General features: G+C 63.4%; 18 protein-coding genes. 7 read left to right on the top strand and 11 right to left on the bottom strand.

Annotation, left to right across the window (positions count from 1 at the left end; translation table 11 throughout):
• Positions 1-122: 122 nt before the first annotated feature.
• Complete coding sequence (locus G5332_RS03095; protein WP_421311105.1) at positions 123-794, top strand: NAD(P)H-dependent oxidoreductase; 672 nt, start codon at positions 123-125, stop codon at positions 792-794.
• Positions 795-909: 115 nt separating this feature from the next.
• Here G5332_RS03095 and G5332_RS03090 read toward each other — a convergent pair whose 3' ends face one another.
• The 8 genes from G5332_RS03090 to G5332_RS03055 all read right to left on the bottom strand — a co-directional run bounded on the left by G5332_RS03090 (position 910) and on the right by G5332_RS03055 (position 7412).
• A complete protein-coding gene (locus G5332_RS03090) occupies positions 910-1518 on the bottom strand; it encodes a DoxX family protein (protein WP_194496682.1) in 609 nt (202 codons plus the stop codon).
• Positions 1515-2309, bottom strand: a complete 795-nt coding sequence (locus G5332_RS03085) for a putative DNA-binding domain-containing protein (RefSeq protein ID WP_421311104.1) — start codon at positions 2307-2309, stop codon at positions 1515-1517. Before G5332_RS03085 ends, G5332_RS03090 begins: the two co-directional genes overlap by 4 nt.
• On the bottom strand, positions 2302-3159 hold the full coding sequence (locus G5332_RS03080) for a DUF692 domain-containing protein (protein ID WP_421311103.1): 858 nt from the start codon (positions 3157-3159) through the stop codon (positions 2302-2304). The genes G5332_RS03085 and G5332_RS03080 overlap by 8 nt, the downstream gene beginning before the upstream one ends.
• Positions 3147-3479 (bottom strand): hypothetical protein, encoded by a 333-nt coding sequence (locus G5332_RS03075; protein ID WP_421311102.1) that lies wholly within the window; start codon positions 3477-3479, stop codon positions 3147-3149. Before G5332_RS03075 ends, G5332_RS03080 begins: the two co-directional genes overlap by 13 nt.
• Entirely contained in the window at positions 3472-4431 is a 960-nt protein-coding gene (locus tag G5332_RS03070; RefSeq protein ID WP_421311101.1) for an MBL fold metallo-hydrolase, read from the bottom strand. Before G5332_RS03070 ends, G5332_RS03075 begins: the two co-directional genes overlap by 8 nt.
• Before the next feature lie 143 nt (positions 4432-4574).
• The gene (gene cydX / locus G5332_RS03065) at positions 4575-4685 is read right to left on the bottom strand and encodes a cytochrome bd-I oxidase subunit CydX (RefSeq protein WP_005337572.1); all 111 of its coding nucleotides are present in this window, start codon (positions 4683-4685) and stop codon (positions 4575-4577) included.
• Between the two features lie 16 nt (positions 4686-4701).
• Positions 4702-5841 (bottom strand): cytochrome d ubiquinol oxidase subunit II, encoded by a 1140-nt coding sequence (gene cydB, locus G5332_RS03060; protein WP_319919898.1) that lies wholly within the window; start codon positions 5839-5841, stop codon positions 4702-4704.
• Complete coding sequence (locus G5332_RS03055; RefSeq protein WP_421311100.1) at positions 5841-7412, bottom strand: cytochrome ubiquinol oxidase subunit I; 1572 nt, start codon at positions 7410-7412, stop codon at positions 5841-5843. Before G5332_RS03055 ends, cydB begins: the two co-directional genes overlap by 1 nt.
• A gap of 122 nt (positions 7413-7534) precedes the next feature.
• On the opposite strand from G5332_RS03055, the gene G5332_RS03050 reads away from it, so the two are divergent.
• On the top strand, positions 7535-8950 hold the full coding sequence (locus G5332_RS03050; protein WP_421311099.1) for a PLP-dependent aminotransferase family protein: 1416 nt from the start codon (positions 7535-7537) through the stop codon (positions 8948-8950).
• A gap of 93 nt (positions 8951-9043) precedes the next feature.
• On the opposite strand, the gene G5332_RS03045 is transcribed toward G5332_RS03050, so the two are convergent.
• Positions 9044-9502: a GNAT family N-acetyltransferase gene (locus tag G5332_RS03045; RefSeq protein ID WP_204479636.1), complete on the bottom strand. Its 459-nt coding sequence runs from the start codon at positions 9500-9502 to the stop codon at positions 9044-9046.
• Positions 9503-9656: 154 nt separating this feature from the next.
• A complete protein-coding gene (locus G5332_RS03040; RefSeq protein WP_421171883.1) occupies positions 9657-10295 on the bottom strand; it encodes a tellurite resistance TerB family protein in 639 nt (212 codons plus the stop codon).
• A gap of 141 nt (positions 10296-10436) precedes the next feature.
• Here G5332_RS03040 and G5332_RS03035 point away from each other — a divergent pair, with 141 nt between their 5' ends.
• From G5332_RS03035 to rsmS, 3 genes are all read left to right on the top strand, one after another.
• On the top strand, positions 10437-10739 hold the full coding sequence (locus G5332_RS03035) for a hypothetical protein (RefSeq protein ID WP_337072758.1): 303 nt from the start codon (positions 10437-10439) through the stop codon (positions 10737-10739).
• A gap of 20 nt (positions 10740-10759) precedes the next feature.
• Positions 10760-11230, top strand: a complete 471-nt coding sequence (locus G5332_RS03030; protein ID WP_421171879.1) for an acyl-CoA thioesterase — start codon at positions 10760-10762, stop codon at positions 11228-11230.
• A gap of 94 nt (positions 11231-11324) precedes the next feature.
• Positions 11325-11480, top strand: coding sequence for a pleiotropic regulatory protein RsmS (rsmS, locus tag G5332_RS03025; RefSeq protein ID WP_139494005.1), 156 nt, complete (start codon positions 11325-11327; stop codon positions 11478-11480).
• A gap of 47 nt (positions 11481-11527) precedes the next feature.
• Here the strand turns inward: rsmS and G5332_RS03020 are convergent, their stop codons facing one another.
• Positions 11528-12370, bottom strand: coding sequence for a LysR family transcriptional regulator (locus G5332_RS03020; RefSeq protein ID WP_160881703.1), 843 nt, complete (start codon positions 12368-12370; stop codon positions 11528-11530).
• Positions 12371-12479: 109 nt separating this feature from the next.
• Here G5332_RS03020 and G5332_RS03015 point away from each other — a divergent pair, with 109 nt between their 5' ends.
• Positions 12480-13010 (top strand): nucleoside deaminase, encoded by a 531-nt coding sequence (locus G5332_RS03015; protein WP_421171877.1) that lies wholly within the window; start codon positions 12480-12482, stop codon positions 13008-13010.
• Entirely contained in the window at positions 13003-14277 is a 1275-nt protein-coding gene (locus G5332_RS03010) for a cyanate transporter (RefSeq protein ID WP_421311098.1), read from the top strand. Before G5332_RS03015 ends, G5332_RS03010 begins: the two co-directional genes overlap by 8 nt.
• Positions 14278-14322: the final 45 nt, after the last annotated feature.

Here is a 14322-nt window from a genome sequence, read left to right as displayed (position 1 = left end):
CAAAGACGTGGCGCCTGCTGCAATCGGCGCGGCAGGCTTCTATGCTGTGACACAGCCTCAACCCCTCAACTGTTTTAGCAACCAAGCCTGTCACCCTCGCATCATTTGCCACGGAGTCTGTTATGAAGGTGCTTATCGTCTATGCCCATCCCGAACCCAAAAGCTTCAACGGTGCCCTCTTCTGCCACGCAATCAGGACGCTGGAGCAGGCGGGCCACACAGTGATGACCAGCGATCTCTATGCCATGGGCTTTGATCCCGTCTCGGATCGGCGCAACTTCACCGCCGCCAGCGATCCCGATTTTCTCAAGCTGCAACTCGAAGAGCTGGCGGCCACCGAACAGGGCAGCTTCGCCCCGCAGCTGGAGCAGGAGATGCAAAAGCTGGAGGCGGCCGATCTGCTGATCTTCCAGTTCCCGCTCTGGTGGTTCGGCCTGCCCGCCATCCTCAAGGGGTGGGTGGATAGAGTCTTTGCCATGGGGCGGGTCTACGGTCAGGGCCATATCTACGAGAGCGGCAAGTTTCGCGGCAAGCGGGCGTTGCTGAGCCTGACCACCGGCGGCCCCGCCGAAACCTATCTGCCCGACGGCTTCAACGGCGATATCGACGGGGTGCTTCGCCCCATCCAGCGCGGGATCCTGCAATTTGTCGGCTTTGACGTGCTGCCCCCCCATATCTGTTATGCCCCGGTGCGGGTTACGCAAGAAGAGCGGGAAACCTGGCTCGCCCAGTGGGCCGAACGCCTTGGCCAGATTGAGCAGGAGTCCCCCATCGCGGTTGGCCGCTACCAGTAACGGCTGATGCAGCTGACACTCCCACCCCCCAAAGCACAAAAACAGCGAGCGGCACCCGGCCGCTCGCTGTTTTTCACGCTCTGTCGTTATGGTTTTTGTTATCCGTTAGCGGGTCTTATACCGCCTGTTGCACGCCTGCTTTGCCGGTCACGGCACGTTTGAGCCAGTAGTCGAGGCTGACATAGCGACCCCCGCCGTAAACCAGCAGCACCAGCAGCATCACGAAGTAGGTGGCGGCAAACTCCATCCCGTTGTTGAGCATCACGGGATCCCCAAGCTCGGTGATGTAGTTGTAGCGACCGGGGAAGTTGGCGGCCAGCCACTCGATAAAGCCGTTGAGGCGCACAGTGGCCTCCATGCTGCCGGTAGCGATGGCGTCCCAACCGTGCTTCCAGTGCACCATGGCGCTCGCCACGCTCATCAGGAAGATGGTGGGAATGGCCATGATGCGGGTAAAGAGGCCAAGGGCGATGCAGATGCAGCCCAGCACCTCGGTGCCTGCCGCCAGAAAGGCGAGCAGGGTCGGGAACGGCAAGTTGAGCCCCCCTTCCGAGACCGGCGCACCAAACCAGGCGACGGTGCCGGCAAAGCCCATCACCTTGGAGTGGGCCCCCACATAGATGACCGGAATGAGATAGAGACGAATGGCCAGCAGGGCCAGAAAATCGAGCCGCTTGCACTGGGCCACCGCCCGCTCGTACCACTGGATCAGGGTGTTGTTCATGGGAATTCTCCTTGGTGTTTTCTAAATGAGGGCAAGGGAGTGCCAGGCTGGCGCTCGCCGACGGGCAGGATCAACAGACCCAGCCGGTGAAAATGGCGCGCCCACTCGATCAGATCAAAGTCGCTGCGAACCTGTTGCACCTGTTGCTGGAACGCGGCTTGGGTGATCCCCGGCTGCTGTTGCAGCAGCTGGATCAACGCCACATCCCATTCGCGCAGCCGCTGGGTCACCACCTGATGCTCCGGGCTGCGAAACAGGCCATAGAAGTGGTTGCCCTGCCGGGTCGGCACTACGCCGCTGCGACGGATGGCAAAGGGGAGTTCAAGCAGTTGCAGGGTGGGATTGAGCCAAAGTGGGCTCTCCGCCGTTACCTCAACCCCCGATATAACTTGCGGCACTACCCCTTGATCAATCTCGACACAGAGGCTGGCCCACTCGTACTCCAACAGCGCCAGCCGCTGCCTGGGCCAGTTGAGGGAGCCCTCGCCGTGGCGATGCTGCACATAGCGGACAAACTCGGTGGCGATATGGTGAAACTCGGGGGCCTCGGCGCCGTGCGCGATGACAAAGCCCTCCACCAGCAGCCCTCTGTCCACCGGCGCCCAGTGAGCGTGGGTGAGCGGAAAAGCGCTCTCCAGCACCGACTCCACATTGGCGCGCACGCTGCGGGCATAGTGGCTGGCGATGCCATCCTGCGGCAGCCGCACCCGGCTCGCCAGCCAGGCGGTCTGCTGCTGCATTCGCTGCGGCGCCGTTTTGGACGTGCTGATAAGAGATAACCGTCTATCCATAGCACACCTCCCGCACCTGACTGTCGATCGCCTCGCAACAAGCGCCGTGCACCCGCGCCAGCTCGGCCTCCAGCTCTGCCAGCGGTGGTAGATGGTGATCCCGCTCCAGCAGCAGGGGGCGCAGGCCATGGGTCTGCACCGTATAACGGGCCAGCGCCACCACCGCCTCGCACACCGGTTTGCCATGGGTATCCAGCAAGGTGCCGTCCGCCTCTTCCAGATGACCTGCGATATGGAAGTAGCGGATCGCGTGACTCGGCAGCCCAGCGATCATCCGCTTGGGGCAGTAACCGTGGTTGCGGCTGTTGACGAAGACGTTGTTGATATCGAGCAGCAGCTCGCAGCCGCTGCGCGCCACCAGCTCGGCGAGAAAATCCTCCTCCGGCATCTCGTGGTCATAGCCGTGGTAGTAGGAGATATTTTCCAGTACCAGCGGGCGGGCCAGCGCCTCCTGCACCTGCGCGATCCGCTCTGCCAGATAGGGGATGTTCTCCCACTGGCGCGGCACCGGTAAGAGCTCGTAGAGATAACCCTGCTGGTCGCGGGAAAAGCTCAAATGCTCGCTGTAGATATCGATGCCGAACTCATCCAGAAAGGTGCGGATCTGTCCAAGCAAAGTGCGATTGAGGGGCTGGCAATCGCCGAGGGAGAGGCTGAGGCCGTGGGCCACCAGCGGGTAACGCTCGGCCAGCTGATGCAACTGCGCCCGCCTGGCGCCGCCGATGGCCATCCAGTTCTCCGGCGCCAGCTCGAGAAAATCGATGCCGGGGCGTACGGGGCCGGAGCAGAGCGCATCCAGATGCTCCTGACGCAGCCCGATCCCCCGACTGCGGGAGCTTATTGGCCGCATACCCCCTCCGTCATCTTGCTGCCGCTGTTGGTACCGGATCTGTCGCTATCAATCCCCTCTCCCGCCACGCCGCACTTGCCATCGCGGGCACGTACCAGCCGCCCCTGTGGGTCACTGTCGAGGGCTTGCTTCTCAAAGCGTTTCTCGGTGCCGCACTTGCCCGCCGCACACTTGCCGCCGTTTTGTGCGCTGGGTGCGGCCTTCACCGGCGCATCGCTCGGGGTGGCCGCCAGCGCCAGCCCCGGGGTCAGGGCAATCAGGCTGGTCATGGCGATGGAGAGGGTCAATTTGTTGGTCTTGTTGCTGCTTGGGTTACTCATGGGTGGACTCCTTGACGGATGAAACGGGATAGCTGGAGAGATCGCGGGCGGTCACGATCTGGCCGTGGAACTGCTGTTTGACGATAGCCATCGCCTCTTTCTTGTGATTGAGGCCAACCCCCATCCAGTGGTTGAGCACCAGCAGCTTGGGGTTCACCTCGGCGGCAATCTTGGCCACCACAGATGGCTTGGCGTGAAGCGAGGCGGAGACCGGGTCGGCCCCTTCGTGGATGGCGAGCGGCATCACCAGAATGTCGGCCCCCTTGGCAAACGGCACAAAGGCCGGGTTGCTGCCGTTCTGATCCGCCGAGATGACGATGGTCCCCTCGGCGCTCTCGATGCGATAGGCCAGACAGGGCACGTCACCGTGAGGGATGCCGAGTGCAGTGATGGTCAGCCCATCCTGCTGATAAACGGTGTGAGGCTGCGGGCTCTGGTAGGACACATCATGGAGAGTGATGGGGAAGAGGCCATCGGTGCCATCCTTGAAACCGCTCAGGTAGGCATAAGCGCCCTTGTCCTTGTTGAAGAGGGCATCGAAGTAGCCGCTCATGCTGGGGAAAGCCGAGCCGGCCTCTGGCCCCGCCAGATCCAGCGGATCGCTGCGCTCGAAGAAGTAGGCCCCCTTGAGCAGGGCGGGCAGGTCGGTCACATGGTCGGTGTGAAAGTGGGTGATGCCGATAAAATCGACCTCTTCGAGCTTGGCCCCCGCCTGGCCGAAGCGCAGGTAGACGCCGCCACCGGCATCGATCAGGATGCGGGATTTCCCCTTCCACCAGATCACCTCGCTGGAGGAGGCGCGCAGATCGTCGGAGATGGGGCCACCACTGCCGAGCACCTGCAGGGTGAAGGTTTTATCCAGTGGCGTCAGTTGTACCGGTTCGGCACAGGCCGGGGCGACGGTGAGCGCGCACCCGACGGCCAGCGCCACCGCTTTCAATCTCTGTTTCATCACAATTACCTGTCGGTTGGTTGTCGGTTGGTTGTCGGTTGAAAGTGTGTCGTTTGTGTCGTTTAAAGAGGGGGAGAGAGGGGCCGATGGCAACGAGTGAACGCCAGCCACCGGCCATCGGGAGGGGTGCGAGCCCCCCGCCGTCAGTTACCGTCCCGTTCGTCCGCCTGCCAGCGCGCTTCCAGCCAGAGCAGGTTGCACAGGCCCAGCAGCAGGGCGAATCCGAGGCCCAAAATCCAGGTGAAGTACCACATAGCAGATCCCTTGAGGTCAGTAGAGTTGATGGCTGTCGCGCTTGATGCGGGCACGGTCGAGCTTGCCGCGCACCACCCGATAGACCCAGCCGGTGTAGCCCAGGTTGACCGGCATCAGCACCAGCACGAGGCCGAACATAATGGCCAGGGTCTTGTAGCTGGAGGTGCTGTCCCACAGGGTCAGGCTGCTGACCGCATCGAGGGATGAGGGCAGCACGAAGGGGAACAGGGCGATGGCCACCGAGCAGAGCATGGCGGCGCAGGCAATGGCGCTGGCCAGCAGCGCAATCCGGCCCCGCTCCAGCCAGGAGGCAATCCCGCTCACCAGCGGCGCCAGCGCCCCGATGATCGGCACCAGCCACAGCAGCGGATAGTCAAAATAGTTGCGCAGCCAGCCACCGGCGTGGGGGATCACCCCCTTCATCAGCGGGCTGATGGCGGCATTCGGGTCAAAGGGTTGTGTGCCCACACCGGTCAGCTGAAACCCTTGCAGATCCACCAGATGCCAACCGGCCAGCAGGTAGCAGAGGCTCACCAGCGGGGCCAGCAGGATGGCGATCCCCCGTGCACGCAGCGCAGGGGTGCCAGTCACCTTGGCTTGCAGAAAACCGGCGCCGTGCAGCAGCAACAGGCTGATGGCAGTGGCCAGCACCGAGAGCAGCCAGCCCCACTGGAAGTCGAAGGCGCCGTAGTGCAGGCGCAGCGCCGTGTCGAAGCGAAACGGCAGCCCCTCCATCACCAGACCGATAGCCACACCGAGGATGAGCGCCGGTATCAGGCCACCCGCCACCAGCGCCCGATCCCACCAGCGGCGCCACACCGGATCGGCCAGCTTGCTGCGATAGTCAAAACCGACCGGACGCAGAAAGAGCCCGAGCAGCAGCACCACCATGGGGATGTAAAGCCCCGAGAAGGCGGCGGCATAGACCAGCGGCCAGGCGGCGAACAGGGCACCGGCACCGGCAATCAGCCACACCTGATTGCCCTCCCACACCGGCCCCACGCTGTTGATCACCAGACGGCGGTCGTCGTCATCTTTCGACACCACCGGCAGCAGCATGGCGATGCCGAGATCGAAGCCATCCATCACGATAAAACCGACCATCATGAAGAGCACCAGCGCCCACCAGATGAGTTTCAGGGTTGCGTAATCCATCAGGCGATCCTCGCAAGTTCGGGTTGTTCACTGCTGTAGCGGCCGGTATGGAGAATGGCGGGCCCCTTGCGGATCACATGGCGCAACAGGAACAGCTCCACCACCAGCAACAGGGTGTAGATGGAACAGATGGCGATGAGGCTGAACCAGAGTTGGCCCGGCTGAAGCAAAGAGACCGAGGCCGAGACCGGCAGCACGTCGCTGATGGTCCAGGGTTGACGGCCAAGCTCGGCCACCAGCCAGCCCGCCTCGATGGCAATCCAGGGCAGCGGAATGCTCCAGAGCAGGGTCTTGAGCAGCCGTGGCGAGTCTTGCAGCCGGTTGCGGCAGAGCTGAACAAAGCTCATCACCATCAGCCCCAGCATGGTGACACCAAGCCCCACCATCACCCGAAAGCCCCAGAACAGCGGCGCCACCGGCGGGATGGAGTCATCGACCGCTTTGGCGATCTCCGCCTCACCGGCCTTGGCGATATTGCTGGCATAGGGGGTCAGCAGCATGCCGTAGCCAAGATCCTTGCCGTGCTGCTCGAAGCGGGCACGGTTGGCTGGGCTGTCATCACCCTGCCGGATCTGCTCGAGAGCCTCGGCCGCCACCATGCCGCTGCGAATGCGCTCCTCGTTCTGCACCTTGATATCCTTGAGGCCGGTCACCGCCTCGTCGATGGAGCGGGTGGCGATGATCCCCATCAGATACGGGATCTTGATGGCGGCGTGGGTGGTCTCGGCAGTCTGATCCGGGAAGCCGAACAGGGTAAAGGAAGCTGGCGCTGGCTCGGTCTCCCACTCCGCCTCGATGGCGGCGAGCTTCACCTTCTGCACTTCGCCGGTGCGATAGCCCGACTCATCCCCCAGCACAATGACCGAGAGGATGGCCGCCAGCCCGAAGCCGGAGGCGATGGCGAAGGAGCGCAGGGCAAACTGCACTTCCGTCTTGCGCAGCAGATACCAGCTGCTCACCCCCATCACGAACATGGAGGCCGCCACATAGCCCGCCGCGACGGTGTGAACGAACTTCACCTGCGCCACCGGGTTGAACAGCACGGCGGCGATATCCACCAGCTCCATGCGCTGGGTCAGCAGGTTGAACTCGGCCCCCACCGGGTTTTGCATCCAGCCGTTGCCGATCAGGATCCAGAGCGCCGAGAGATTGGAGCCGAGCGCCACCAGCATGGTCACCAGCAGGTGCTTGCCGCGGGAGAGCTTGTCCCAGCCGAAGAAGAAGAGCCCCACCAGGGTCGATTCGAGGAAGAAGGCCATCAGCCCCTCGATGGCCAGCGGGGTACCGAAGATGTCCCCCACATAGTGGGAGTAGTAAGCCCAGTTGGTGCCGAACTGAAACTCCATGGTGATCCCCGTGGTGACCCCCATGACGAAGTTGATGCCAAACAGTTTGCCCCAGAAGCGGGTGATGTCCTGATAGATCACCTTGCCGGTCATCACATAAGCCGACTCGGCGATCACCAGGATCCAGGACAGCCCCAGCGTGAGGGGCACAAACAGGAAGTGGAACAGGGCCGTGGCGCCAAATTGCAGGCGAGACAGGCTGACCACGTCATCCGGATTGATCATGCGTCACTCTCTTTTGTTGTATTTGCCTTGCACGTTTCGTGCGTGACAAGTACATCACGGAGCATGACACCTATAACAGATGCAGTTATATTGAATTACACCTATAACAGTTGATCCAGATCATGTCCCTTTACCAGCAGTTGGCCGACCGCCTGCAAAGCCAGATCGATGATGGCATCTGGCAACCGGGGGAGCGCATCCCCTCCATTCGCCAGAGCTGCAAGACCCACGGGCTCAGCCCCATGACGGTGTTGCAGGCCTATCAACTGCTCGAAAGTCAGGGGCGGATCCTCGCCCGCCCCCAGTCCGGCTACTACGTCAAAGCCGCCTCACCACAGGTCGTGCAGCACACGCCGAGCCAGACTCACTACAGCGGCTCGGTGGATATCAACGATCTGGTGTTCGAGGTGTTGCAGGCGAGCAAATCGCGGGATCTGGTCCCCCTTGGCATGTCGGTAGCAGACCCGACCCTGTTCCCCCATCCCCAGCTCGGGCGGGCCCTGGCCAGCTGCATGCGCAAGCTCGATCCCTTCAGCACGGTGGCCGACCTGCCCCCCGGCAACGAAGCGCTGCGCCGCGCCATCGCCCAGCGTTACGCCAGCGACGGGGTGGCGGTCAATCCGCAGGAGATCATCATCACCACCGGCGCCATGGAGGCGCTCTCCCTCAGCCTGCAGGTGCTGACCGAGCCCGGTGACTGGGTGGTGGTGGAGTCCCCCACCTTCTATGGCGCCCTGCAGGCCATCGAGCGGCTGAAACTCAAGGCGGTGGAGATCCCGGTGATCCCCGGGGTGGGCATCGATCTGGCGCTGTTGGAAGATGCCCTCAGCCAGATGCCGATCAAGGCGTGCTGGCTGATGGGCAATGTGCAGCACCCACTGGGCCACACCATGCCTGATGCGCACAAACAGGGGCTGATGGCACTGCTCAACGCCCACAAGGTGCCGCTGGTGGAGGATGACGTTTATGCCGAGGTCTACTTCGGCCGCGAGCGCCCCAAACCCATCAAGCACTGGGATCAGTGTGGCGACAGCCTGCTCTGCAGCTCCTTCTCCAAGTGTCTGGCGCCGGGCTTTCGGGTCGGCTGGGTGGTGGCGGGGCCCCATGCCGAGCGGATCCAGCGGCTGCAACTGATGTCCACCCTCTCCACCAATGTGCCAAGCCAGCTGGCGCTGGCCGAGATGCTGCGCCAGGGCGGGGTCGATGCCCACTTTCGCCGTCTGCGCCACACTCTGGCCCAGCGCCAGCAGCAGATGCGAGCCGCGCTGCAGCGACTGCTGCCGGGCGAGGTGCGGATCTCCTCCCCCGATGGCGGCTACTTTCTCTGGCTGGCACTGCCTGCCCATTTCGACAGCCGAGCCCTGCACGCCAAGGCTCTGGGCAGCGGTTTTTCAGTGGCCCCCGGCGCGCTCTTCTCCAGTCAGGGGCAACACAACCACTGCTTGCGCCTCAATAGCTCCCATCCCTGGAGCGAACAGCTGGAGCAGGCCCTCACCCGGCTGGCGGCGCTGATTGCCGCGCAGCTCGGTGAAAAGTAACGAGGCAAGGAGCTGTTGGCGAAACGAACAAAGGCCCGTAACGGGCCTGTGTAGTTGGGGAGTGACGCGCCTTGGCTCGCCATCAAAAACTGATCATCTGGCCATGATCTGCGACTGCACCTTGAACCCCAGCGCCTCGTAGAGCGCTTTGGCGCGCTCGTTGAAGGCCATCACCTCCAGCCGGATTTGCTGAGCATCACGGGCCTTGGCCCACTCATCGCAATGGGCGATCAGCGCCTTGCCAATCCCGCGAGAACGGTGCTGCTCATCCACCACCACCGAGCCGATGCGGCAAATCGGCGCACGGGTGAGAAAAGGCACGCTCTCATTGATGTCGATCCGCGCCGTCAAAAAGCCCACCACCCTGCCATCCTGCTCGGCAACGCAGAACAGACGCCCTTCGGCGGCAATGGCATCGAGCAAAAATGCCCGCTCCTCTGGTGACGGCGGGCAGAACACCTCGGGATAGTGCTGATGGTGGAGCTCTCCAATCTGCCGGTTCAGCTCGACAATGGCGTCGATATCCAGTTCGCTTGCCTTGCGTATCTCCAACGGTTGCTCCTTGCAAAAATGGTGATGGTCCTGCGCCATCTTAGGGGCTGTGCCCCACAATCCAAATAGGCTCATCCGTATCTTTTGGCGGGCAGCAGAAACAACAACGCCCCTTGAGCGGGGCGTTATCGGCAATCCATGGCGATGAGGGATATCAAGCGGGGGCGTTAAGCTGGGCCACCTGCCGCTCGATGCTCCCCTTGAGGTTGTCATCGAGCTTGAGGGCGCGCGCCAGTTCGTCGAGATAGCCTCGCTCCATAAAGTGATCCACCTCGATGGCGAGCAGGGAGGCGAGATAGACCTCGGTGGCCAGCTCCATGTCGGTCACTTCCCGCGCCAGCGCATGGGGATCGAGGGGACGGGCCAGCTCGGCGTCAATCCAGCGGGCCACATCGCTCTGACCCTGTTCGGTCAGGTACTCCTGAATTTTCTGGCGCTCGGCGCCGTCGATATGGCCATCGGCCCGGGCTGCCGCCACCATGGCACGCACCAAGAGTGCCGCGCGGGCATCCAGCGCATTGCCTTCCAGGGTACTGACGGGATGGGTAGGCTCGGCGGGTGCCGCCTGCTGGGCCTGCCAATCCTGATAGAGCTTGTAGGCCAGCCCGCCAAGGGCCGCAGCGCCGCCCACGGCAGCGGCCTTGCCGCCATATTTGCGCATCTTCTTGTTCCCCAGCAGCAGACCGAGCGCACCGCCGGCCAACGCTCCCTGCATCTGCCCCTTGCGCTTGTCTCCGCCTTCGTTGAGCCAGCCTTTGCCAGCCCCCAGCAACTGTTCCAGCATCTGTTTCATCGTGACACCTCGCTATTGTTCGCCCCATGCTGGCGCTGGCGTCATGAACCAAGAGTGAATGGGCCCCATTATTGCGCCGTCCCCTGTGCATCCTGCCGCCATTCGCGGTATACCTGAAACAGGTCAACAAGGAGCATCAGGATGCGCATCATCACCCCTTTCGTGGTTCTGCTGTTGTGCGGCACTGCCAGTGCCGCCAGCGAGCTGGATCGCTCAGCCCAGCAGGCCAAGCTGGATGCCGCCTGCCAGCAAGCTCAGCAGCAACTGGTCGAGCAGGGCAAGCAACAGCGGATCGACGCCTGCATCAAGGAGGGCGGCAAGGCCGACAAGTGTCAGCAGGAGTTCGCCAACTTCGGCCAGCGCGAGGGCAACAAGCGGCCCGACCTCAACAACCTGCCCCCCTGCCAACAGGCTGACGCCTACCGCAAGAGCTACCGCCAATGACCCCGAACCAAGGAGAGAGCATGATCCCCCCCCGCGAACTGACCCTGCAATTTCTGGCCGAACCCTCCGACGTCAATTTCGGCGGCAAGGTCCACGGCGGCATGGTGATGAAGTGGATCGATCAGGCGGGCTATGCCTGCGCCGCCGGCTGGTGCGGCGGCTATGCGGTGACCGTCTATGTGGGGGGGATCCGCTTTTTGCGCCCCATCCAGATTGGCCAGCTGGTGGAGGTACACGCTCAGGTGATCCACACCGGCACCACCAGCATGCATCTGGCGGTGGATGTCTACAGCCGCCACCCCACCGAGAGCGAGCGCCACAAGACCACCCACTGCATCATCATCTTCGTGGCGATGGATGAGCAGGGCAAACCGACCCCGGTGCCCCAGTGGCAACCACTGAGCGAGAGCGATCTGCAGTTGCAGCAGTACGCCAAAAAGCTCATCGCCCTGCGCGAGGAGATCGACAAGGAGATGCGTCAGCACCTGTGACCTTCATGCCTCACAGCCCGACAGAGCGGGCGCTTTCGGCCAACGGCGGCGCCCCTGTATAATCCCCCCTCTTCCCGCAACCGGAACCCTGCCCATGTCACTGGAAACTGCCCCACCCGAGGTGAAACTCGCGGTGGATCTGATTGAACTGCTGGAGACCAACCAGCTGGCCCCCGAGCTGGTGCTGGCGGCGCTGACCATCGTAAAAAATGACTACGAGCGCAAGCTGGCGGAGGGGAAGGATCACTGATCCCCCCGTTTTATCTTTCCGACTTCAGTTTTTCACCACATAGCCACTCACTGCGGCCCCATTACTTCGTCGCACAGGGCGATCAGGGCCGAACTCAAGCGGGTGAGCGGTTCGCTCCCGCTTACCCCGGCATGGAGCGCCAGCTCCACCGATGCCACCTTGGGCCACTGGGTCAGGGCCAGCTGATCGGCGGGCATCAGCCGCTTGGGCAGCAAGCTCACGCCAATGCCTGCGCTCACCGCCCCCTGCAAACTGGCGAGACTGGCGCTGACATAGGCGATCCGCCAGCGCCGACCCAGACCATCGAGCGCCTCGGTCATCTGCTGGCGATAGAGCCCTTCACTCGGGAAGGCAACCAGCGGCAGCGGATCACGCCCCTTAGCCGGCCAGTCGCGACTATCGACCCACACCAGCGGCTCACGCCAGCTGGCGAGCGGCGAGCCCTGTCCGCGCACCTGCTTGACCAGCGCCAGATCCAGCTCCCCCGCCGCAAAGCGCTGCCAGATGTGGTGGCTCAGGCCGCTCTCCACCTCCAGCCGCACCTCGGGGTAGTCGCGGGCAAAGGCAGCCAGCACCGGGGTGATGGCACCGGCGGCGAAATCCTCCGGCACCCCGAGGCTGAGCGATATGCTCCCCTCGCTCACCTGCTCCTCGGCCTGTGCCAGCAGCGCCAGAATGCGGCGGGCCAGCCCCAGCAGCTGCTCCCCCTCGGCCGTCGCCACCACCTGCCGACCGGAGCGGTCCAGCAGCGGGCAGCCAATCTGCTGTTCGAGCCTGCGCATCTGCTGGCTGATGGTGGATTGGGTCAGGTGGACCCGTTCACCGGCCCGGGTGAAGCTGCCGGTGTCGATAATGGCGACAAAACTGCGCAGTAACAGGGGATCCAGCATGGGTTTCTCCATTTATAAAACCACTGAAACTCATTTTATCATTTAATTTCCAAATGGTTTATTTCGCCGCTAGGCTGGCATTTGTTCAGTCAAATCAGGGTTTTTCATCATGTCTGCGCCCCTTGTTGCCTCTGCCAACACCCGCCCGATCCCCTCATCAACCACCCTCCCGACTCATCAGCGCTGGCTGGAGCAGGCGGTGCAACTGGCCAGAGCAAACCACCGGCAGGGGGGCCGCCCCTTCGCCGCCCTGCTGGTGCGCGATGAGCAACTGGTGGCGAGCGCCGTCAACGGCATCCATCTGGATGGGGACCCGACCCGCCACGCCGAGCTGGAGGCGCTGCGCAAGGCAAGCCAGTGCGGGCCGCTCGCGGGCAGCATCGTCTATGCCAGCGGTCACCCCTGCCCCATGTGCCTCGGCGCGCTGGTGATGAACGGTATCGCCGCCGTCTATTACGCCTTTGATAACGCCGATGCAGCGCCGTTCGGCTTTGACAGCACCGCCGCCTATCAAAAGCTGGGGCTACCGCTGGCACCGCCACCTCTGCCGCTGGTCAAACTGGCCGTCACCCTGACGGCGGCAGATCTCTACGGCTCCCAGTTACAACAAGCCACACAAGCAGCGCCTGATCATGAGTAAAGGGACTTTCGAACGCCCGGCAGAGGCGCGCCGCCAGCAGTTTGCCCTGCTGGTGCTGGTGATCCTGATTGGCCTGAATCTGCGCCCCTTTCTTACCGCCATCGGCCCGCTGGCCCAAGCCATTGATCAGCGTCTGGCGCTGGGGATGGATACCCTCGCCTGGCTTACCCTGTTGCCGCTGTGGCTCATCGGGGTCGGCGTGCTGCTCACTCCCAGCCTGCGTCGGCGCGCCAGTGCGTGCCAACTGCTGGGGGCGGCCCTGCTGCTGCTCGGCATTGGCAGCGCCATCCGCTTCGATACTCAAAGCGGCGCCCTGCTGATAACCAGCGCGGCGCTGTGTGGATTGGGCTCGGCACTGGTGCAGGGAGTGCTGCCCGCCCTTATCAAGCAGCACTTTGCCCGCAAGGTGCCGCAAGTGATGGGGATCTTCTCTGCCTGCATGATGGGGGGCGGGGCGCTGGGGGCCAGCCTCACACCACGGTTGGCAGTCAGCCTCGACTGGTCGCGGGCGCTGGCGCTCTGGAGCCTGCCGGTGCTGCTGGCCCTCGTCTGGCTAGGGTGGAAAGTGCGTCTGCCACGGGCCGCCGCTGTCGCAATCCCCCACGGCGAACAGCGGCTGATCACCCTGCCCCGCAGCTGGTTGCTGATCGTCTGCTTTGGCATCATCAACAGTGGCTACGGCATCGTCGTGGCCTGGCTGGCCCCCGCCTATATGGCGCAGGGCTGGAGCGCCGCGCAGGCGGGCGAACTGGTCGCCTGGCTGGCACTGGCCCAGACCGCCAGCGGCCTCGGTCTGCCGCTGCTGGCGGCGCGCAGTCTGGATCGGCGGCCGTGGATGGGCCTTGCCATCGCCATGCAGCTGGCGGGATTCGGCGGCCTCTGGCTGACGCCAGCCAGTGCCCCCATTCTCTGGTGCATGCTGTGCGGTGCCGGTCTTGGCGGCAGTTTTTCGCTGATCATGGTGATTGCGCTCGATCACCTGCCAGACCCGCGCCGCGCCGGCACCCTGAGCGCCCTGATGCAGGGCTTCGGCTTTATGCTGGCCGCCACCGGCCCCTGGGTGGCGGCGCGGCTCTATCACTATGTGGGCGACTTTGCGGCCGCCTGGCAGTGGCAACTGGGAGGCTTGCTGCTGATGAGCCTGCTGGTAGTGCGCCTCGACCCGCGCCACTATCCTCGTGTCATGGGGTTAACGACCACCAGCGAGCCAACCCTTTCGGCGCCCCGCCCAACCGACTCTGCGACCCAAAGCAACACACCGGCCTGAGGCCGGTGTGTTGGGGATCACAAGACGAGGCTGACGCCACTCAGG

It is taken from the genome of Aeromonas sp. 603757 (assembly GCF_049171255.1).
GTDB classification, from domain to species: domain Bacteria; phylum Pseudomonadota; class Gammaproteobacteria; order Enterobacterales; family Aeromonadaceae; genus Aeromonas; species Aeromonas veronii_A.
Note: the sequence above shows the minus strand (reverse complement) of the source record. Positions and strands in the feature narration are given on the sequence as shown.